The sequence below is a fragment of the Nocardioides pollutisoli genome, from assembly GCF_040045055.1.
GTDB lineage: Bacteria > Actinomycetota > Actinomycetes > Propionibacteriales > Nocardioidaceae > Nocardioides > Nocardioides tweenelious.
Genome location: NZ_JBDZDU010000001.1, coordinates 563,983 through 584,141 on the forward strand (window position 1 = coordinate 563,983; position 20,159 = coordinate 584,141).

Annotated in this window: 18 protein-coding genes; 4 read left to right on the forward strand and 14 right to left on the reverse strand. The window is 70.9% G+C overall.

Annotated elements, in window-relative coordinates; translation table 11 throughout:
• Positions 1–41 precede the first annotated feature (41 nt).
• From ABLE68_RS02720 to ABLE68_RS02735, 4 genes are read right to left on the reverse strand one after another with little or no spacing between them, the layout of a single operon-like run.
• Positions 42–1,088, reverse strand: a complete 1,047-nt coding sequence (locus ABLE68_RS02720) for a YihY/virulence factor BrkB family protein (RefSeq protein ID WP_348869629.1) — start codon at positions 1,086–1,088, stop codon at positions 42–44.
• 3 nt (positions 1,089–1,091) lie between these two features.
• The gene (locus ABLE68_RS02725) at positions 1,092–1,613 is read right to left on the reverse strand and encodes a 2'-5' RNA ligase family protein (RefSeq protein WP_348869630.1); all 522 of its coding nucleotides are present in this window, start codon (positions 1,611–1,613) and stop codon (positions 1,092–1,094) included.
• 10 nt (positions 1,614–1,623) lie between these two features.
• Complete coding sequence (gene trpS, locus ABLE68_RS02730) at positions 1,624–2,682, reverse strand: tryptophan--tRNA ligase (protein ID WP_348869631.1); 1,059 nt, start codon at positions 2,680–2,682, stop codon at positions 1,624–1,626.
• Positions 2,683–2,737: 55 nt separating this feature from the next.
• Positions 2,738–3,964 (reverse strand): MFS transporter, encoded by a 1,227-nt coding sequence (locus tag ABLE68_RS02735; protein ID WP_348869633.1) that lies wholly within the window; start codon positions 3,962–3,964, stop codon positions 2,738–2,740.
• Between the two features lie 179 nt (positions 3,965–4,143).
• On the opposite strand from ABLE68_RS02735, the gene ABLE68_RS02740 reads away from it, so the two are divergent.
• Positions 4,144–5,769: a methyl-accepting chemotaxis protein gene (locus ABLE68_RS02740; RefSeq protein WP_348869634.1), complete on the forward strand. Its 1,626-nt coding sequence runs from the start codon at positions 4,144–4,146 to the stop codon at positions 5,767–5,769.
• A gap of 27 nt (positions 5,770–5,796) precedes the next feature.
• Here ABLE68_RS02740 and ABLE68_RS02745 read toward each other — a convergent pair whose 3' ends face one another.
• Genes ABLE68_RS02745 through ABLE68_RS02760 form a run of 4 tightly spaced genes read right to left on the reverse strand, consistent with a single transcriptional unit; the run spans position 5,797 to position 10,872 of the window.
• Positions 5,797–7,311, reverse strand: a complete 1,515-nt coding sequence (locus ABLE68_RS02745) for a class I adenylate-forming enzyme family protein (protein WP_348869635.1) — start codon at positions 7,309–7,311, stop codon at positions 5,797–5,799.
• Positions 7,308–8,285, reverse strand: coding sequence for an acyl-CoA dehydrogenase family protein (locus ABLE68_RS02750; protein WP_348869637.1), 978 nt, complete (start codon positions 8,283–8,285; stop codon positions 7,308–7,310). Before ABLE68_RS02750 ends, ABLE68_RS02745 begins: the two co-directional genes overlap by 4 nt.
• Before the next feature lie 12 nt (positions 8,286–8,297).
• Positions 8,298–9,515, reverse strand: a complete 1,218-nt coding sequence (locus tag ABLE68_RS02755; protein WP_348869638.1) for an acyl-CoA dehydrogenase family protein — start codon at positions 9,513–9,515, stop codon at positions 8,298–8,300.
• 13 nt (positions 9,516–9,528) lie between these two features.
• Complete coding sequence (locus ABLE68_RS02760; protein WP_348869639.1) at positions 9,529–10,872, reverse strand: cytochrome P450; 1,344 nt, start codon at positions 10,870–10,872, stop codon at positions 9,529–9,531.
• Positions 10,873–10,948: 76 nt separating this feature from the next.
• Here ABLE68_RS02760 and ABLE68_RS02765 point away from each other — a divergent pair, with 76 nt between their 5' ends.
• Entirely contained in the window at positions 10,949–11,560 is a 612-nt protein-coding gene (locus ABLE68_RS02765) for a TetR/AcrR family transcriptional regulator (protein ID WP_348869640.1), read from the forward strand.
• 9 nt (positions 11,561–11,569) lie between these two features.
• On the opposite strand, the gene ABLE68_RS02770 is transcribed toward ABLE68_RS02765, so the two are convergent.
• Together ABLE68_RS02770 and ABLE68_RS02775 are read right to left on the reverse strand one after the other, a co-directional pair.
• Entirely contained in the window at positions 11,570–12,079 is a 510-nt protein-coding gene (locus ABLE68_RS02770) for a hypothetical protein (protein ID WP_348869641.1), read from the reverse strand.
• 4 nt (positions 12,080–12,083) lie between these two features.
• Entirely contained in the window at positions 12,084–14,276 is a 2,193-nt protein-coding gene (locus ABLE68_RS02775; protein WP_348869642.1) for an NADP-dependent isocitrate dehydrogenase, read from the reverse strand.
• Positions 14,277–14,401: 125 nt separating this feature from the next.
• Here ABLE68_RS02775 and ABLE68_RS02780 point away from each other — a divergent pair, with 125 nt between their 5' ends.
• Complete coding sequence (locus ABLE68_RS02780) at positions 14,402–15,442, forward strand: MIP/aquaporin family protein (protein ID WP_348869643.1); 1,041 nt, start codon at positions 14,402–14,404, stop codon at positions 15,440–15,442.
• On the opposite strand, the gene ABLE68_RS02785 is transcribed toward ABLE68_RS02780, so the two are convergent.
• Complete coding sequence (locus tag ABLE68_RS02785) at positions 15,443–16,084, reverse strand: hypothetical protein (protein WP_348869644.1); 642 nt, start codon at positions 16,082–16,084, stop codon at positions 15,443–15,445.
• 79 nt (positions 16,085–16,163) lie between these two features.
• Here ABLE68_RS02785 and ABLE68_RS02790 point away from each other — a divergent pair, with 79 nt between their 5' ends.
• Positions 16,164–17,150, forward strand: a complete 987-nt coding sequence (locus ABLE68_RS02790) for a malate dehydrogenase (protein ID WP_348869646.1) — start codon at positions 16,164–16,166, stop codon at positions 17,148–17,150.
• A 52-nt stretch (positions 17,151–17,202) separates the two neighbouring features.
• Here ABLE68_RS02790 and ABLE68_RS02795 read toward each other — a convergent pair whose 3' ends face one another.
• The 3 genes from ABLE68_RS02795 to purH all read right to left on the reverse strand — a co-directional run bounded on the left by ABLE68_RS02795 (position 17,203) and on the right by purH (position 20,151).
• Complete coding sequence (locus tag ABLE68_RS02795; protein WP_348869647.1) at positions 17,203–17,580, reverse strand: DUF3017 domain-containing protein; 378 nt, start codon at positions 17,578–17,580, stop codon at positions 17,203–17,205.
• Positions 17,577–18,422, reverse strand: coding sequence for a bifunctional methylenetetrahydrofolate dehydrogenase/methenyltetrahydrofolate cyclohydrolase (locus ABLE68_RS02800; protein WP_348869648.1), 846 nt, complete (start codon positions 18,420–18,422; stop codon positions 17,577–17,579). Before ABLE68_RS02800 ends, ABLE68_RS02795 begins: the two co-directional genes overlap by 4 nt.
• A 169-nt stretch (positions 18,423–18,591) precedes the next feature.
• Complete coding sequence (gene purH, locus ABLE68_RS02805; RefSeq protein ID WP_348869649.1) at positions 18,592–20,151, reverse strand: bifunctional phosphoribosylaminoimidazolecarboxamide formyltransferase/IMP cyclohydrolase; 1,560 nt, start codon at positions 20,149–20,151, stop codon at positions 18,592–18,594.
• Positions 20,152–20,159 lie beyond the last annotated feature (8 nt).

A 20,159-nucleotide genomic window follows, 5' to 3' on the forward strand; every position in this document is an offset into this window, starting at 1 on the left:
TCACTGGTACGACGCAGCAGGAGACCGATCGGTTGCCAGGTTCAGGCGGAGTCGTTGCGCGAGATCTTGCGGACGACGGCGGTCAGGCCGAGCATCGTCGCCGCACCGGCGAGGTACGGCGTCGCCCAGCCGTGCTCGACCTCCCGTGGCCGCTGCAGCGGCGGCGAGGGCGGTCCCTCGACCGGAGCGGGCTGCGGCTCCGGGCGCAGCGCCCGGGCGGCCGCGGACGTGTGGGCCCAGGACGCGGCGTACAGCACGACCCGCGAGAAGTAGTTGATCCAGATCAGGACGATCAGCGCGATGCCGAACGCCTGGAAGGCGGGGTTGCCCTGCGTCGAGCGGAACAGGATCGTCGAGAGCTGCTTGAGGACCTCGAACCCGAGCGCACCGAGCAGCGCACCGGACCAGAGCGAACGCCGCGGCGTGTGCGGCTCGGCCAGCAGCACGAACATCGCGAAGAAGAGCAGCATGTTGGCCGCGAGGCCCAGCACGATCGTGACCACGACGACCAGCCAGCTGAGCTCCTCACCGAGGTGGATCCAGTCGAGGACGTCCTTCGAGAAGCCGGCGACGAAGCCAGCCACCGCGACCGAGACGAGCAGGATCACGCCGATCAGCATCAGCGTGAGCAGATCGCGGAGCTTGCCGAAGACGAAGTTGGGCTGGTCCTTCGCCGGGACCTCGAAGACGACGACGAGCGCGTCGCGCATCGCGGCCAGCCAGCCGAGACCGGAGTAGAGCAGCACGACGGCACCGACGATCCCGAGCGTCGCCGCGGCGCTCTGGATGTCGTCGAGCTGGATCTGGCCGTCGTTGGTGCCGACCAGGCCCGGCATCACGCTGTTGAGCGCGTCGGTGAGGTTGTTGTTGGCCTCCGGGTAGACCTTCGCGATCCAGCCGACCACGAAGAAGGCCAGCGCGAGGATCGGGAAGAAGGACAGGAACGCGAAGTAGGTGACGGCGCCCGCCTGCTGGCCGGCCTTCACCGCGCCGTAGTGCTCCTGCATCCGGACGAGGTGGTCGAGCAGCGGCCGGCGTTGGCGCGCCTCGGCGACCCAGCCGGTGACCCGTTCCTTGAGGGACGGCATCCGTCAGTCGGTCGCGCCCTGGAGCGCGAACTGTCGGGTCGGCTGCCACCCGGTGGCCTCGTCGTGCACGTAGAGGTGGAAGTCGGTCACGTCGAACTCGCACTCGAAGTCCGCGAGGTCCTCGAAGGCGCGGTCGAGCGCGGTGTCGTCGAGGTGGTGGGCGATCGTGACGTGGGGGTGGAACGGGTACTGCAGGTCGACGTCCAGCGGCCCGCGGCGTACGACGCCGGCGAGCTGCTCACACTGGGAGATGCCCTCGACGAGGGTCACGAACACGACCGGAGACACGGGCCGGAAGGTACCCGTCCCGCGCAGATGTACGCAGTAGCCCGGGACCTCGGCCGCGACCTCCTCGAGGTGCTTCTCGACCTCGGCCAGGTGGACGTCGTCGATCTCGGTCGGCGGCACGAGCGTGATGTGCGTCGGGATCATCGCCGCGGTCACGTCGCCAACCGCGGTCCGGTAGTCCTGGAGCTCGGTTGCCCAGGGCTCCGGGATCGCGACGGCTACGCCAATGGTCGGCACTCTTCAGACCCTACTTGCTGCCCGCGACGAAGCCGACGCGCTGGTAGACGTCGCGCAGGGTCGCCTCGGCGACCGCGCCGGCCTGCTCCGCACCACGACGGAGCACGTCGGTCAGGTGTGCCTGGTCGTCGAGGAGCTCGAGCGTGCGCTGACGGAAGGGGGTGACGAAGTCGACCACGACCTCCGCGAGCTCCTTCTTGAGGTCGCCGTAGCCGCGACCGGCGTACTCCGCCTCGAGGTCGGCGATCGGGCGGGCCGTGAGCGCGGAGTAGATCGTCAGCAGGTTGCTGACGCCCGGCTTGTCCTCGGCGTCGAAGCGGACCTCGGCCTCGGAGTCGGTGACCGCCGAGCGGATCTTCTTCGCCGACACGCTCGGCTCGTCGAGCATCTCGATGATGCCGGCCGGCGACGACGCCGACTTCGACATCTTCGCGGTGGGGTCCTGGAGGTCGCAGATCTTCGCGGTGGCCTTGAGGATGTAGGGCTCGGGCAGCCGGAAGGTCTTCTTGTAGCGGTGGTTGAAGCGCTGGGCGAGGTCGCGGGTCAGCTCGAGGTGCTGGCGCTGGTCCTCGCCGACCGGGACGTAGTGGGGCCGGTAGAGCAGGATGTCGGCCGCCTGGAGGATCGGGTAGGTGAAGAGCCCGACGCTGGCCGACCCCTCCCCGCCCTTGGCGGACTTGTCCTTGAACTGGGTCATCCGGCGCGCCTCGCCGAAGCCGGTCAGGCACTGCAGCACCCACCCGAGCTGGGCGTGCTCGGGGACCTGGCTCTGGACGAAGATCGCGGACCGGTCGGGGTCGATGCCCATCGCGATCAGCTGCGCGGCCGCGCGCAGGGTCCGCTCGCGGAGCACCTTGGGGTCCTGCTCGAGCGTGATCGCGTGGAGGTCGGCGATGAAGAAGAAGGGCTGGTAGTCCTGCTGGAGGTCCACCCACTGGCGCAGCGCACCCAGGTAGTTGCCGAAGTGGAACGAGTCGGCGGTCGGCTGGATGCCGGAGAGCACGCGCGGGCGGGAGGTCGCCGTGCTGGACCCCTCCGTGGCGACCTCGGGAGCGGTCGTGGTGGACATGGGGTCCATTCTTCACGATCACCCCGGCCGGTGGGGCGACGGGGTTACCCGACGGTCACCTGCCGGTCGTGCGCCGGTCGGCGGCGGCCGACCACAGCAGCACGCCGATGCCGGCGACCGAGAGTGCCGCCCCGACCAGGGCGGGAGCCCGGTAGCCGTAGCCGGCGGCGATGACCAGGCCACCGAGCCAGGCGCCGAGCGCGTTGGCGATGTTGAGCGAGGCGTGGTTCATCGCCGCGCCGAGCGTCTGCGCCTCACCGGAGACCGCCATCAGCCGCAGCTGCAGGTTGACCACGAGCACCGACCCGATCGCGGTGACCAGGAAGATGGCCGGCGCCAGCCACCAGCCGTACGGCGCCAGCGCCCACACCAGGATCATCACGAAGAAGGAGCCGACGCCGGACCAGATCAGGGTCGCGAAGACGTCCCAGTCGGCGAGGCGGCCGGCCAGCCAGGTCCCGGCGACCATGCCGAGGCCGAACGCCGCGGTGAAGACCGGGACCGCCGAGTCGGGCAGCCCGCCGACCTCGGTGACGGTCGGCGCGATGTAGGAGTAGACCGCGAACAGCCCGCCGAAGCCGACCGCGCCGGCGAGCAGGGTGAGCATCGCCTGCCCGTTGCGGAAGAACAGCATCTCCTTGCGGCCGGTGGCCGCGGGGTTGCCCGCGATCGACGGGACGAACGCGAGCACCAGCACGACGGTCAGCAGGGCCAGCCCCGCGGTCGAGAGGTAGGCCGCGCGCCAGCCGACCTGCTGCCCCAGCCAGGTCGCGGCGGGCACGCCGACGACGTTCGCGATGGAGAGACCGAGCATCACGCTCGCCACCGCGCGCCCCCGGTGCTCGGGGGCCGCCATGCCGGCGGCGACCAGCGACGCGACGCCGAAGTAGGCGCCGTGCGGCAGGCCGTCCAGGAAGCGGGCGAGCATCAGCACGCCGTAGCTGTTGGCGACCGCGCTGAGCAGGTTGAAGACGGCGTACGTCGCCATCAGGCCGACCAGCAGACCCCGGCGCGGCAGCTTGGCCCCGAAGATCGCGATCACCGGCGCACCGACGACGACGCCGAGCGCGTACGCCGAGATGAAGTGGCCGGCCGTGGGGATCGAGACCCCGACACCGTCGGCGATCTGCGGCAGCAGGCCCATCGTGACGAACTCGGTCGTCCCGATCGCGAAGCCGCCCAGCGCGAGGGCGAGCACGGCGAGCCGGTAGTGGCTTGCCGCACTGCGGCCGCTGGCCGGCGTCCCGGCGGAGGTCGAGATGGAGGGTGCGGTCGTCGTCATGGGGGGTGGAGAGACCCTTCCGGTCGTCGGGCGAATGACGGCTGACGGCGTACGCAGCACTCACCAGTCTGCAACCGACGTGGGGGCGCCACCTATTCCTGACGAGACCTCAGATGGGCCCCCCGGAGGCCGATCGGACAGGCACTCGAACCGCCCACTCAAGAAGAGGTGCACTCTCCGTGCGCAAGGTCCTGCAAGATCTCTCCATCGGTCGTCGCCTGGCGATCGCGTTCGGCCTGCTCTGCCTGCTGGTCGCCATCGTGGCCGGCACCGGCCTCCACGCCGCCCAGCAGCAGGTCGACCTGCGCGCCGACCAGCAGCGCCTGGCCGAGATGCGCGACGACGTCAAGGAGCTGCGCTACCAGGACGCCGACGTCAGTGGCTGGCAGGGCTTCATCTTCGCCGAGGCGACCCAGACCGACCCCGCGGACGCCGTGAAGCCCGACGGCGACAACATGTCCGGCCTGCTGGCGGACAAGACCGTGGTCGCCGACCTGCTCGACGGGTTCGACGAGGGCGCGCTGAGCGGCAGCGAGCGCGACACCTTCCAGACGATCAAGACCCAGTGGACCGACTTCTTCGCTGCCTCCGACGCCTGGGCCGAGCAGCTCGGCGCGGTCCGGAACGACGCCCAGATGCAGGCGGCCTTCAAGGTCCTCAACGCCGGTGACCTGGCCACCGCCTGGTCGGACCTGCTCGAGAGCACCCAGTCGCTGGTCGACTCGGTCGACAAGCGGACCACCGCCCTCGACCAGCACGCGGACGCGGTCGCCTCCGACGCGAAGCGCACGATCTGGATCGTCGCCGTGCTCGCCGCGCTGCTCGCCGTCGCGATGGGCGTGGCCGTGACCCGCTCCGTCGTCCGGCCCGTACGCCGCTTCGTCGTCGCGATCGACAAGGTCGCCGAGGGTGACCTGACCGCGTCGCCGGAGATCGCCCAGCGCGACGAGATCGGTCAGCTCGCGTCGTCGTTCGACACCACGATGTCCTCGCTGCGCTCGATCGTCGCGACGATGGCGGAGTCGGCGACCACCGTCGCCACGACCGCCGAGGAGATCTCGGCCACGTCCGACACCATCTCCACCTCGGCCCGCGAGGCCGCTGCCGAGGCCCAGGTCGTCAGCCTGGCCGCCGACGCCGTGTCCCAGAACGTGCAGACCGTCGCCGCCGGGTCCGAGCAGATGGGCGCCTCGATCCAGGAGATCGCCCGCAGCGCCCACGACGCCGCCAGTGTCGCGAGCGAGGCCGTGCGGACCGCCGAGGAGACCGGCGAGACCGTCACCAAGCTCGGCACGTCGAGCCTCGAGATCGGTGCCGTGATCAAGGTGATCACCTCGATCGCCGAGCAGACCAACCTCCTCGCCCTCAACGCGACCATCGAGGCCGCACGCGCCGGCGAGGCCGGCAAGGGCTTCGCCGTCGTCGCCAACGAGGTCAAGGAGCTCGCCCAGGAGACCGCTCGAGCCACCGAGGACATCGCCCGCCGCGTCGCCGCCATCCAGAGTGACGCGTCCGGCGCGGTCGACGCCATCGACCAGATCGGCAGCGTCGTGGCCCGGATCAGCGACTCGCAGACGACGATCGCCGCCGCGGTCGAGGAGCAGACGCTGACCACGCAGGAGATGAACCGCAACGTCAGCGACGCCGCGACCGGCTCCGGCGAGATCGCCGGCACCATCGGCCGCGTCGCCGCCGCGTCGCAGGTCACCACCGAGGGCGTCGAGCACCTCCACGGTGCCGTCGCCGAGCTGTCGCAGATGTCGGTGCAGCTGCAGGAGCTGGTCTCGACCTTCCGCTACGAGTGAGGGCCCGGTCCGGGCGCTCGGGCGTGACTACTCACGCACGAGCGCTCGGACCGCCTTGCGGTCGGTCTTGCCCACGCTGGTGAGCGGGACGTTGTCGACGACGAGGACCTCGCGGGGGTACTTGTAGCGGGCCAGCCGCTCGCGGGCGAAGTCCATCAGCTCCTCCGAGGTCGCGCTCGCGCCCGGGTGCAGGGCGACGACCGCCACGATCTCCTCGCCGCTCTTCTCGTCCGGCTTGCCGACCACCGCGGCCGCCGTGACCGACGGGTGGGCGAGCAGCACGTCCTCGACGTCGCGCGGGAAGACGTTGAACCCGCCGCGGATGATCAGGTCCTTGACCCGGTCGACGACGTAGAGGAAGCCGTCCTCGTCGAGGTGCCCGATGTCGCCGGTGTGCAGCCACCCGTCGACGATCGTCCTCGCGGTCTGCTCCGGGTCGCGCCAGTAGCCCGTCATCACGCCGGGTCCGGCGATGCAGATCTCGCCGTCCTCCCCGGGCGCGACCGGCTCCCCGAGCGGGTCGAGGATCGCCAGCCGGACGTGCGGCGCGGGCTTCCCGACGCTGCCGGGCCGGTTGTCGTCGACGGTCGACGCGGTCGCGATCGCGGTGCTCTCGGTGAGTCCGTAGCCCTCGAGGATCGTGACGCCGAAGGCACTCTCGACCTTCTCGCGCAGGCTCGGCAGGAGCGGTGCGCCACCGGAGCCGAACGACACCAAGGAGCCCAGGTCGTAGTCGGCGTACGGCTGGTCGAGCAGCATCTGCATCATCGACGGCACCACGGGACTGCTCTCGAGCCGGTGCTCCTGGACCAGCTCCAGCCAGCCCTGCGGGTCGAACCAACGCTGCATCACCGACACGTGCTGCTTGTCGGAGTGCAGGCCGGCGACCAGGACGTTGAGCCCGAACGCGTGCGACAGCGGCAGCGGGAGCAGCGACCGGGTCGTGCCCATCGTCCTGGCGACGTCGTTCATGCCGCGGCCCGCGTGCCACAGGCCGTGGTGGCTGAGCATCACGCCCTTGGCGCGTCCGGTCGTGCCCCCGGTGTAGAGCAGGGCCGCCAGGTCGTCGTCGTCGCGGGGCACGACCTCGCCGGGCTCGTGCTCCTCCAGGGCGGCGAAGGTCGTCGCCTCCACGCCCTCGGGCACGTCCCCGGCGACGATCAGGCGCAGGTCCAGCCCCTCCGCCGACCCGACCACCATCGGCACGAGCTCGGGGCTGACGATCGCGGCCTTCGCGCCGGAGTTCTCGAGGATGTGACGCAGCTCGACGGGCGTCTGGAGGAAGATCACCGGCGTCACGACCGCGCCGGCGCGCCAGATCGCGTGGTAGGCGACGAACACCTCGGAGGTGTTCATCGTCAGCACGATCACCCGGTCGCCGGGCTCGATGCCCAGCGCCACCAGGCCCGCTGACGCCCGACGGGCGCGCGAGATGATCTCGCCCGAGGTGTGCCACGTGCCCTCGAAGAAGAGCTGGTCGTAGTCGCCGAGCCGCGCGAAGGACTCCTCCGCGAGCAGGGCCAGGTGGTGCTCGCCGGTCATCGCGCGTCCTCCAGTGCCAGTCGGGCGACCTCGTCGTACGCCGCCACGTCGTCGCCCAGCAGCAGCCGGTCGACCTTGGCGCGGCGCCAGTAGAGATGGGCGTCGTGCTCCCAGGTGAACCCGATGCCGCCGTGCACCTGGATCAGGGTCTCGGCGGCCCGCTCGAGCGTGGTGGCAGCGGCAGCCTTGGCGGCCGCCGAGGCGATCCGCAGCTCGTCGGGTGCGTGGTCGGCGGCCCAGGCCGCCCACCAGACCAGCGAGCGCAGCTGCTCGACCTCGACGTAGACGTCGACCAGGGCGTGCTTCACCGCCTGGTAGGAGCCGATCGGCCGGCCGAACGCGTGCCGCTCCTTCGTGTAGTCGACGCCGATCTCGAGCGCGCGGGCTGCTGCTCCCAGGCCCTCGGCGGCGAGGACGGTGCGGGCGACCCGTTCCGCCCGGGCCCAGCGCTCGGCGGCCCCCGTCTCCAGCACCTCGACGTCACCGAGCTCCACGTCGCCGAGACCCCGGGTCGGGTCGATGGGCTCCCGGGTGCCGACGGAGCCGGACCCGATCACCAGGTCGTCGCCCCGCATCGCGAGGAAGGTGTCGGCACCGACCGCGTCGAGCACCGGTCCGCCGTCGACGACGGCGACCGCCAGGCTGCCGTCGGCCAACGCCGCCAGCCGGTCGTCGTGACCGTCGAGCAGCACCGCTGCCCGCGCGAACGTGACGAGCGACGGGCCTGCCAGCACCCGACCGGCCTGCTCGGCGACCACGGCCAGGTCGAGCACCGACCCACCGCCGCCGCCGGCCTGCTCGGGAACCGTGATGGTGGCGAACCCGCTCTTCACCAGCTCCACCCGGCCCGGCCGGATCTCGGCGCTGTCTGCTTCGAGCGCAGCGCGCGCGGCGGCCGGTGAGGCCGAGGAGCTCAGGAAGTCGCGTGCGGCAGCGGCGAGGTCGCGCTGCTCGTCATCGAGGTCGAAGTACATGTCGAACCCTTCTCAGGCGCCGGCCGCGGCGAGCTCGCGGAACGTCTTGTCCTTGTCGGCGCGCGGCTCCGGGGGCAGCCCGAGCACCCGCTCGCCGATAATGTTGTGGAGCACCTCGTCGGTGCCGCCGGCGATCGCCATGCCCGGGAGCACGGCCTGCAGGTCCTGCCAGGACACGCCGCCGTCGCCGGTGCCGGCGTAGACCGCGTCGTCGCCGAGCAGCCGCACCGCGAGGTCCGCGAGGTCGCGCGCCGCCTTGGTGCCGGCGAGCTTGCCGGCCGACGCCTCCGGTCCGGGCAGCTGGCCCTGGCTGACCGCGGTGAGCAGGCGGTAGCCGGTGTAGCGGATGCCGAGCGACGCGACGTACGCCCGGCCGAAGTCCTGACGGGCGAGTGCCTGCCTGGCCTCGGAGAGCTCGCCGATGCGCTCGGCGACGTGCTCGGCCACGCGCTCGACGCTGACGCCGATCGAGGTGCCACCGCCGCCGAGCGTCATCCGCTCGCTCATCAAGGTGGTCAGCGCGGTCCGCCAGCCGTCTCCGACGTCGCCGAGGCGCTCGGAGTCGGGGATCACGACGTCGTCGAAGAACACCTCGTTGAAGTCGCTGCCGCCGCTCATCTGCCGCAGCGGCCGGACCGTGACGCCGGGCGCCTTCATGTCGACCACGAACATCGTCAGCCCGCGGTGCTTGGCCACGTCGGGGTCGGTGCGGGTGAGGAGAATGCCGTAGTCGGCCAGGTGGGCGAGCGTGGTCCACACCTTCTGGCCGCTGATCCGCCAGTTGCCCTCGTCGTCGCGCACGGCCTTGGTGCGCAGGGCGGCCAGGTCGCTGCCGGACGCCGGCTCGCTGAAGAGCTGGCACCAGATGTCGTCCGCACGCAGGAGACGCTTGAGGTAGCGCTCCTTCTGGTCGTCGGAGCCGTGGTAGATCACCGTCGGCCCGCACATGCCGATGCCGATCAGGTTGATCAGGCCGGGGACGCCGGCACGGGCCATCTCCTGGTCGATGATCGACTGCTGCATGGGCGTGCCACCTCGACCGCCGGCCTCGACCGGCCAGGTCACGCCGACGTAGCCGGCGTCGTACATGAGCGCCTGCCGCTGGCGGGAGACCGTGTCGTCGAAGCCGCGCTGGTCGGCCCGCGACCCGAGCTGGTCGCGGTGCTCCTCGATGAACGAGCGCACCTTGGCGCGCCAGGCGGCCTCGTCGGGGGTGTCGTCGAAGTCCATGGAGATCCTTCCGTCAGCGGTCGCGGACCAGGTTGATCGGTTGGCCGTCCTTGGGGAACGGCAGCGAGTGGTTGTCGAGCGGGGCGACGTACGACGGGTCCACGCTCCAGTGGTAGCCGCGCAGCAGCCGGTGGAGGACCGCCTTGACCTCCATGCCGGCGAAGTAGAGGCCGATGCACTTGTGCACTCCCCCGCCGAACGGCTCCCAGGCGTAGCGGTGCGACTTGTCCTCGCGCCGCTCGGGCGAGAACCGCTCGGGGTCGAACTCCGTCGGGTCGGTCCAGTAGTCCGCCATCACGTGGGAGAACTGCACGCCGACCATCACGTCGGTGTCGGCGGGGATCCGGTAGCCCTCGACCACCGTCTCCTTCACGGTCTTGCGCACGAGCATCGGCACCGGCGCACGCAGGCGCAGCGCCTCCTTCATCACCCAGTCGAGCGTCTCGAGACCCTCGATCTCGGCGAGCGTGGGCGCCGGGCCGAGGGCGAGCGCGTCGGCGCGGCACCGCTCCTGCCACTCGGGGTGCTGGCCGAGGTACTGCAGCATCGTCGACACCGTGATCGTCGTGGTGTCGTGGGCGGCCATCATCAGGAAGATCATGTGGTTGACGACGTCGTCGTCGGTGAAACGCTCGCCGTCCTCGGTCTCGATGTGGCAGAGCACCGAGAAGATGTCGTCGGTGCGGGTCGCGCGCTTCGCCGGCAGGTAGTGGCGCAGGAACTCGTCGAGCACCTTGCGGCCGCGGAAGGCCCGGCCCCAGCGGGTGAACGGCACGTCGGCGCGGATCAGGCCTGCGGCGGCCTGGACGCAGGCGATGAACGCCTTGTTGACCCGCTCCATCTCCTCGCGGCTGGTGTCGTCGGCCCCGCCCATGAAGATGTCGGCCGCGATGTCGAGCGTGAGCTGCTTGAGCGCGGGATAGGCGAGGAAGTCGGGGTCGGTCCCCCACGACGCCATCCCCTCCTCGATGGCGGGGTGCATCCGCTCGGTGTACGCCGTGATCCGGTCGCGGGTGAACGCCTCCTGCATGATCCGCCGGTGGGCGTGGTGCTCCTCGAAGTCGAGCAGCATCAGTCCGCGGTTGAAGAACGGTCCGACGATCCGGCCCCATGCCGGCTCGTTGGCGAACGCCTTGTCCTTGTTGCGGAGTGCGGCCTCGCAGGCGTCGGGGCCGGTGAGGACCACGGCGTCGCGGAAGAACGCCCGGAACGGTGCGACCGGCCCGTAGGTCTCCCACTGGTGCCGGTAGAAGCCGATCGGGTCCTTGACGTACTCGAACATCCGGCCGACGACGGGAAGCCCCTTGTCGGCCGACAGCTGACGCGGGACTTCTCTGACCGTTGTCTGGTCCGTCACACCGGCCAGCCTCATTCAGGAAGGACGTCCTGTCAACCATCTGGAACCGGCCGTCGCGCCGTGAGAAGGTGGCGCCATGGCCGTGCAGTCCGGGGTGTACCGAGGCGTGTCGGCGCAGGAGCGGGCGGCGGAGCGCCGTACCCGTCTGATGGCAGCCACGCTCACCGTGTGGGCCGACCCGGACACCAGCACCACGATGACCGCGATCTGTGCGGAGGCCGGTCTCAGCGAGCGCTACTTCTACGAGAGCTTCCGCAACCTCGACGAGGCGCTGCGGGCCGTCCTCGACGCGATCGCGGTCGAGATCGAGGAGCGCACGACGCGGGCGGCCGACGAGGCGCCGGGCGGGGCCGCGGAGCGCGCGGTCGCGTCGGTCCGCGCGTTCGTCGAGCTGCTGCTGGAGGACCCGCGCAAGGGCCGGGTCTCGATCATCGAGGCCGGGGCGATGCCCGGGCTCCGCGAGCGGCGCCGCGAGCTGCTGCACCACTTCGCGCACCGCTCGGCAGAGGAGGCGCGTGAGCTGTGGGGCGTCCCGCGCCACAGCGAGCGCGACGACGAGATCGCCGGCGCGCTCTTCATCGGCGGCATGGCCGAGCTGATCTCGCGCTGGCTCGACGGCACCCTCGAGGCCACGCCGGACGAGATCGTCGACGCCGCCGTGCGCGGGTTCCTCGGGCTCTACGCCTGAGGCGACGCGTCAGCCGACCGCGGTCACCTCGGACTGCACCGCCGCGACCTTGTCGTCGCTGGGCAGGCAGGGCTCCCCGACGTACGCCGAGGCCGAGGTGAAGGTGCCCGACGCCTGGATGGTCTCCCCGTCGCGCGCGACGAGGTGGTCCTTGCCGTCGTACAGACTGACCTTGCCGTCGGAGCCCAGCCGGGCGATGAAGCCCGCCGGCCACACCGGCCACAGCTCCTTCGCGTCCTCGGTCTCGAGGTAGACGCACTGGCGGCTGTCGACCGACAGCGCGCCGCGGATGGTCTCGGTGCCGACGGCCTGACCGGGGATCCAGTCGCCCGTGGGCACGCGGATGACGGTCGCCTGGGTCTCGGTGCCCTCGGACTTCCAGGACACGATGCCGAACGCGCCGGCCGCGAGCAGCACCGGGACCAGGACCGCGAGGACGAGTCCTCGGGTCCCGATCACGGGCGGCTGCGACCAGCGGTCGAAGCTGCTGTCGGCCTCGACGGGCTCCTGCTCGGGCATGGGATCAGCCAAGGGAGGCGAGCGCCTCGTTCAGCGTCTTCGACGGGCGCATCACGGCCTCGGCCTTGGCGTCGTCGGGACGGTAGTAGCCCCCGATGTCGGCCGGGTGGCCCTGCACGCCGTTGAGCTCGGCGACGATCGTGTCCTCGGCAGCGGCCAGCTTCTCGGCCAGCGGGGCGAACGCCTTCGCCAGCTCGGCGTCGGCCGTCTGCTGCGCGAGCTCCTGCGCCCAGTAGAGCGCGAGGTAGAAGTGCGAGCCGCGGTTGTCGATGCCGCCGATGCGACGCGTCGGCGACTTGTCGTTCTCGAGGAACGTGCCGGTGGCCTTGTCGAGGGTGTCGGCGAGGACCTTCGCGCCCGGGTTGTCGGCGAAGCCGGCGAGGTGCTCGAAGGACGCGGCCAGCGCGAAGAACTCGCCCAGGCTGTCCCAGCGCAGGTAGTCCTCCTTGATGAGCTGCTGCACGTGCTTGGGCGCCGAGCCGCCGGCGCCGGTCTCGAACAGTCCGCCACCGTTCATCAGCGGGACGACCGAGAGCATCTTGGCCGACGTACCGAGCTCGAGGATCGGGAAGAGGTCGGTGTTGTAGTCGCGCAGCACGTTGCCGGTGACCGAGATGGTGTCCTCGCCCTTGCGGATCCGCTCGAGGGAGTACGCCGTGGCCTCGGCCGGCGCCATGATCTCGATGGTGAGCCCGTCGGTGTCGTGCTCGGGGAGGTACTCCTTGACCTTGGCGATCAGGTTGGCGTCGTGGGCGCGGGCCTCGTCGAGCCAGAACACGGCCGGCGTGCTGGACGCGCGGGCGCGGGTGACGGCGAGCTTGACCCAGTCGCGGATCGGGGCGTCCTTGGTCTGGCAGGCGCGCCAGATGTCGCCCGGCTGCACGGCGTGCTCGATCAGCACGTCGCCCGCAGCGTTGACGACCTGGACCGTGCCGGCGGCCGGGATCTCGAAGGTCTTGTCGTGCGAGCCGTACTCCTCGGCCGCCTGGGCCATCAGCCCGACGTTGGGCACCGAGCCCATCGTGGACGGGTCGAAGGCGCCGTGGGCGCGGCAGTCGTCGATGACGGTCTGGTAGACGCCGGCGTACGACGAGTCCGGGATCACCGCGAGGGTGTCGGCCTCCTCGCCGTCGGGGCCCCACATGTGGCCCGACGTGCGGATCATGGCCGGCATCGAGGCGTCGATGATGACGTCGGACGGCACGTGCAGGTTGGTGATGCCCTTGTCGGAGTCGACCATCGCGACGGCCGGGCCGTCGGCGAAGCCGGCGGTGATCGCCGCCTTGATGGCGTCGCCCTCCGGCAGGTTGCCGACCGCGTTGAGCAGGGCGCCGAGGCCGTCGTTGGGCGAGATACCCGCGGCGGCCAGCTGCTCGCCGTACTGCTCGAAGAGGGTCGGGAAGAACGCCTGCACGACGTGGCCGAAGATGATCGGGTCGGAGACCTTCATCATCGTGGCCTTGAGGTGGGCGGAGAAGAGCACGTCCTCGGCCTTGGCCCGGGCGATCTGCTCGGTGAGGAAGCGGCGCAGCGCGGCGACGTCCATGAACGTGCCGTCGACGACCTCGCCGGCCAGGACCTTGATGTCCTTCTTGAGCACGGTCTCGGCGCCGTCCGCGCCGAGCAGCTTGATGGTCAGCGTGTCGTCGGCCGGGATCACGACGCTCTTCTCGTTGGAGAAGAAGTCGTCCTTGCCCATCGTCGCGACGTTGGTCTTGGAGTCGGCGGACCACGTCCCCATGCGGTGGGGGTGCTTCTTCGCGTAGTTCTTGACCGAGAGCGGCGCGCGGCGGTCGGAGTTGCCCTCGCGGAGGACCGGGTTGACCGCGGAGCCCTTGACCTTGTCGTACTTCGCGACGGTCGCCTTCTCCTCGTCCGACTGGGCGTTCTCGGGGTAGTCGGGGATGTCGTGGCCCTGCTCCTGCAGCTCCTTGATCGCGGCCTTGAGCTGCGGGATCGAGGCGGAGATGTTGGGCAGCTTGATGATGTTGGCCTCGGGCTGCTTGGCCAGGTCGCCGAGCTCGGCGAGCGCGTCGTCGACGATGCCGAACTGCGCGAGGATCCGACCCGACAGCGAGATGTCGCGCGTCTCGACGTCGACACCGGCCTTGGCGGCGTACGCCTCGATGATCGGCAGGAAGGAGTAGGTCGCCAGGAGGGGCGCCTCGTCCGTGTGCGTGTAGATGATCTTGGCCATGCGCGACGACTCCTGAAGCTGGGGTGGATTCCTTGACGTCAAGATACCTGACGGGTCCGATCGACCAACCCTCGCACTCGGTCGCGGTCCGGGCAACGCGGCCGTGACGGCGTTACAGTGCTGCCATGGCCGACTCCACGATCCAGCAGAAGCTCACCGCAGAAGTCGTCGGGACCTTCGTCCTGGTCTTCTTCGGCTGTGGCTCGGTCGTCTACGCCACCCAGACCGGGGCGACGAGCACCATCACGACCGTCGGCCTGACCTTCGGCGTGGCCGTCATGGTGATGGCCTACGCCTTCGGCCGGGTCTCCGGCGCCCACTTCAACCCCGCCGTCTCCGTGGGTGCGGCGGTCAGCGGCCGGATCTCGTGGCGCGACGTGCTCCTCTACGTCGTCGCCCAGCTGGTCGGCGCGATCGCCGGCGCACTCGCGCTCTTCGTGCTGATGCAGGGCTTCGACGGCTGGGACCGTCACGGCAACATGGGTCAGAACTTCTTCGGCGACCAGGGCAGCGGCTACGCCTGGTGGGCTGCCTTCCTCCTCGAGCTGCTGATGACCGCGGTGTTCGTGACCGTGATCCTGGCGGTCACCGACGAGCGCAACGAGCACCCGTCGCTCGCACCGCTGACCATCGGCTTCACGCTCGCCGCGATCCACTTCGTCGCCATCCCCGCGACCGGCACCTCGGTCAACCCGGCCCGCTCGATCGGACCCGCCCTCTTCGCCGGCTGGGACTCGATCCAGCAGCTGTGGCTCTTCATCTTGGCGCCGCTCGTGGGCGCCGCGATCGCCGGCCTCGTCTACCCCGTCCTCTTCGGCCGGGTCGGCGACGTCGTCCCCGGCTCGGGCATCACCTTCAGCCGTCCGCGCACGGCCGCGCAGGTGCCGGGCTACGCCGCACCGGACCAGTACCAGCAGCAGTGGAACCAGGAGACCGGCGCCGCCGCCGGCTACACCCAGGCCCCGGCCGCTGAGCCGATCATCCAGGACGGCTGGCAGTGGGACCCGGTCGGCCAGCAGTGGCACCCGGTGGGCCAGACGCCGGAGGAGTGGCGCGCCCAGCAGGCGGCCGAGCAGGCGGCGCCGCCCGCGGCCGAGGAGCAGTCCCCCGGCTACCCCGAGGGTGAGGCCGGCGACGGTGGCACCCAGATCCGCCCGCCGAGCTAGCTAGCCCTGGCGGAGCCGAACGGTCCGGTAGCCGCTGCCGACGACGACGTCGAGCACCAGGCCGACCCCGCGCTCGTACGTGCTGTCGTGGGTCACCCCCGGCTCCAGGTCGGAACGGCTCGACGTCTGGACGGGGTCGACGGCGGTGACCGTCACGACGTCCTCGACGGTCCCCGGCTCGTACGCCGTCCGGTAGCCGTCGCCCACCCGCGGGGTGGCGAGCATCGCGATGCCGGCCTCGGCACCGTCCGCCCCTGCCTGCCAGACACCGTCACGGCCGAACCACCACACGTTGCCCTCGGTGTCCTGGGCGAACCAGTCGGTGACCCGGGCGCTCCGCTCCGTGGTGACCCGGGCGGTGGTGGCGACACCGTCGATCTCCGGGCCCGCCTCGACGGTGACCGTCTGCGTGTGGGTGCCGACCACGTCGGCGACGTCGTACGTCGCAGTGCGGCCCGGCACGAGCGGGAACCACGGGTTGTCGACCCGGCTGACGAAGTCGGAGGGCTCGGGAGACGGCGTCGGGATGACCAGCTCGTCGACACCGGACGGAGGACTGGGCTGGCCGGAGGTGCCGCAACCGGTCAGCCCGGTGAGGCCGACGAGCACGGCGACCGCTGCGGCCGTCGCCCTCATCGTCATGGACCCCAGCATCCCAGGGCCCGGACGCGCTGCTAGCGTCGGGCGGCGGAACCCTCATCGTGCTGATCAAGGAGTCGTCGTGAGCTCAACCCCGTTGAAGGTGGCCGTCACCGGTGCCGCCGGTCAGATCGGTTACAGCCTCCTCTTCCGCCTCGCGAGCGGGTCGCTGCTCGGCGACCGCCCGATCGAGCTGCGGCTGCTGGAGATCACCCCTGCGCTGAAGGCGCTCGAGGGCGTCGTCATGGAGCTCGACGACTGCGCCTTCCCGAACCTCGCCGGCGTCGAGATCGGCGACGACGCCGACACGATCTTCGACGGCGTCAACCTCGCCCTGCTCGTCGGCGCCCGCCCGCGCGGCCCGGGCATGGAGCGCGGCGACCTGCTGTCGGCGAACGGCGCGATCTTCACGGCCCAGGGCAAGGCCCTCAACAAGGTGGCGGCGGACGACGTACGCATCGGTGTCACCGGCAACCCGGCCAACACCAACGCGCTGATCGCCATGACCAACGCCCCTGACATCCCGCAGTCGCGGTTCTCGGCGCTGACCCGCCTCGACCACAACCGCGCGATCTCGCAGCTGGCCGCCAAGACCGGTGCCGCCGTGACCGACATCAAGAAGATGACGATCTGGGGCAACCACTCCGCGACGCAGTACCCCGACGTCTTCCACGCCGAGATCGGTGGCCGCAACGCCGCCGAGGTCGTCGGCGACCAGGACTGGGTCGAGAACACCTTCATCCCGACCGTCGCCAAGCGCGGCGCCGCGATCATCGAGGCCCGGGGCTCGTCCTCGGCCGCCTCGGCCGCGTCCGCGACCGTCGACGCCGCCCGCGACTGGCTGCTCGGCTCGCCGGCCGACGACTGGGTCTCGATGGCCGTCGTCTCCGACGGCTCGTACGGCGTCCCCGAGGGCCTGATCTCGTCCTTCCCGGTCACCACCAAGGACGGCGACTGGTCGATCGTCCAGGGCCTCGAGATCGACGATTTCTCCCGCGCCAGGATCGACGCGTCCACGGCCGAGCTGGCCGACGAGCGCTCCGCCGTCACGGAGCTCGGCCTCATCTGAGCAACGCCGAGTCGGCGCAGTGTCAGGCTGACACTGCGCCGACTCGGCTGATTTAGAGGGGTTGGTCGGGGATCGAGCTGGCGAGCACGATCAGCGCCACGCCCACCCCGGCGAGCAGCAGGCAGTCGAACCACCGGCGACGTACGGCGAGCATGCCGGCGTCCTTGGCCGGGAGCACGACCCGGATCAGGGCCGCGAAGACCAGCGCGCCGCCGAACCAGCGGATGCCGGCCCGCCAGGCCCCGGTGGTGACGATGCCGATCGCGATCGCCGAGACCGCGAGCACCGCGAGGTAGAACGCGCCGCCGATCGTCGACGGGTAGCGGCGTCCCTCGTCGTCGAGGTGCTCCGAGCCCATCTCCTCGGCGGAGATCGGCTCGACCTCCGGGTCGTCCTGCTCGGGCTCGAAGTCGGACACGGCTTCGGTCACGGAGCCGTCTGCTCGGCGGCCGCCACGATGTTGGAGAGCAGCATCGCGCGGGTCATCGGGCCGACCCCGCCGGGGTTGGGCGAGACCCAGCCTGCGACGTCCCAGACGTCCGGGTCGACGTCGCCGGCGATCTTGCCGTCGACGCGCGAGACACCGACGTCGAGCACGGCCGCGCCGGGCTTGACCATGTCGGCGGTGATGATGCTGGGTACGCCGGCCGCCGCGACGATCACGTCGGCGGTGCGGGTGTGCGCGGCCAGGTCGCGCGTGCCCGTGTGGCAGAGCGTGACCGTGGAGTTCTCACTGCGCCGGGTGAGCAGGAGGCCCATCGGCCGACCGACGGTCAGACCGCGGCCGACGACGACGACCTCGGCGCCGTTGAGCTCGACGCCGTGGCGCCGCAGGAGCTCGATGCACCCGATCGGCGTGCAGGGCAGCGAGCCGCGCTCACCGAGCACCAGCTTGCCGAGGTTGACCGGGTGCAGCCCGTCGACGTCCTTGTCGGGGTCGACGCGCGACAGCAGCCGGAACTCGTCGAGCCCGGTCGGCTGCTGCACGATGAAGCCCGTGCACGCGGGGTCGGCGTTGAGCCGGTCGATCTCCGCCTCGACCTCGGCCTGGGTCGCCGTCGCGGGCAGGTCGACCCGGATCGACGCGATGCCGATCTCCGCGCAGTCCTTGTGCTTGGCGCCGACGTACCAGTGCGAGCCCGGGTCGTCGCCGACCAGGACCGTGCCGAGGCCGGGCACGATGCCCTTCTCCCGGAGGACGGCGACCCGCTCGGTGAGGTCGGCCTTGATGGCCTTGAGGGTGGCGGTGCCGTCCAGCTTCTGTGCAGTCACGCCCGCATCCTTTCACTGCTTCTTGCTCGGTGGTCGAGTAGCCGCCGAGGAACGAGGCGGCGTATCGAGACCTGTCGGGCAGTCGGTCTCGATACACGCCGTCGCGACCTCGTCCCTCGGTCGCGGGCGCACTCGACCTTTCCATCGGACGCCCCGGCTTCGCCGTGGCTCAATGGAAAAAGTGGCGCGTGCCGGTGAAGTACATGGTCACCCCGGCCGCGTTGCAGGCGTCGATGGTGAGCTGGTCGCGCATCGAGCCGCCGGGCTGGACGATCGCCGAGACACCGGCGTCGATGAGGACCTGCGGGCCGTCCTCGAACGGGAAGAACGCGTCGGACGCGGCGACCGAGCCCGGGGCCCGCTCCCCCGCCCGCTCGACGGCGAGCTTGCAGGAGTCGACCCGGTTGACCTGACCCATGCCGACGCCGACCGAGGCGCCGTCCTTGGCGAGCAGGATCGCGTTGGACTTCACCGAGCGGCAGGCCTGCCAGGCGAAGGCGAGGTCGGCCAGCACCTCGTCCGAGGCGGCCTGACCGGTCGCGAGGGTCCAGGTCGACGGGTCGTCACCGTCGGCGTCGACGTAGTCGCGCTGCTGCATCAGCAGGCCGCCGGAGATCGGGCGCATCTCGACCTCGCCGCGGCCGAGCGGCTCGCAGACCAGCAGCCGGATGTTCTTCTTCGCGGCGAGGATCTCGACCGCGCCCGCGTCGTACGCCGGGGCGACGACGACCTCCGTGAAGACCTCGGCCACCTGCTCGGCCATCTCCACCGAGACCGGCACGTTGGTGGCGATCACGCCGCCGAACGCCGAGACCGGGTCGCAGGCGTGCGCCTTGCGGTGGGCGTCGGCGACGTCGCTGCCGACCGCGATGCCGCACGGGTTGGCGTGCTTGATGATCGCGACCGCCGGCTCCGTGAAGGTGTACGCCGCGCGCCGGGCCGCGTCGGAGTCGAGGTAGTTGTTGTAGGACATCTCCTTGCCGTGGAGCTGCTCCGCCTGGGCCAGGCCGGTGCCGTGACCGTTGAGGTAGAGCGCGGCGCTCTGGTGCGGGTTCTCGCCGTAGCGCAGCACCGCCGACTTGTCCCACGTGCCGCCGACCCACGCGGGGAAGCCCTCGCCCTCGGACGTGTCGGTCAGGACGCTGCCCATCCAGGACGCGACGGCGACGTCGTACGCCGCGGTGTGCACGAACGCCTCGGCAGCCAGCCGCTTGCGCTGCTCGAGCGTGAACCCGCCCTCGGCGACGGCGGTCAGGACGTCGGCGTACGACGAGGGGGAGGTGACGATCGCGACCGACGGGTGGTTCTTGGCGGCCGCACGGACCATCGACGGACCGCCGATGTCGATCTGCTCGACGCACTCGTCGGGGGTCGCGCCCGAGGCGACGGTCTGGACGAACGGGTAGAGGTTCGACACCACCAGGTCGAACGGCTCGACGCCGAGGTCGGCGAGCTGCTGGACGTGGGTGTCGAGGCGACGGTCGGCGAGGATGCCGGCGTGCACCTTCGGGTGCAGCGTCTTGACCCGTCCGTCGAGGCACTCGGGGAAGCCCGTGAGGTCCTCGACCTTGGTGACGGGGACGCCGAGGCCCTCGATCAGCTTGGCGGACCCGCCCGTCGACACCAGCGAGACGCCGGCCTCGTGGAGGGCCCGGACGAGCTCCTCGAGCCCGGTCTTGTCGTAGACCGAGACGAGCGCACGGCGGATCGGGATGCGGTGGTCAGACATGGAAGGGT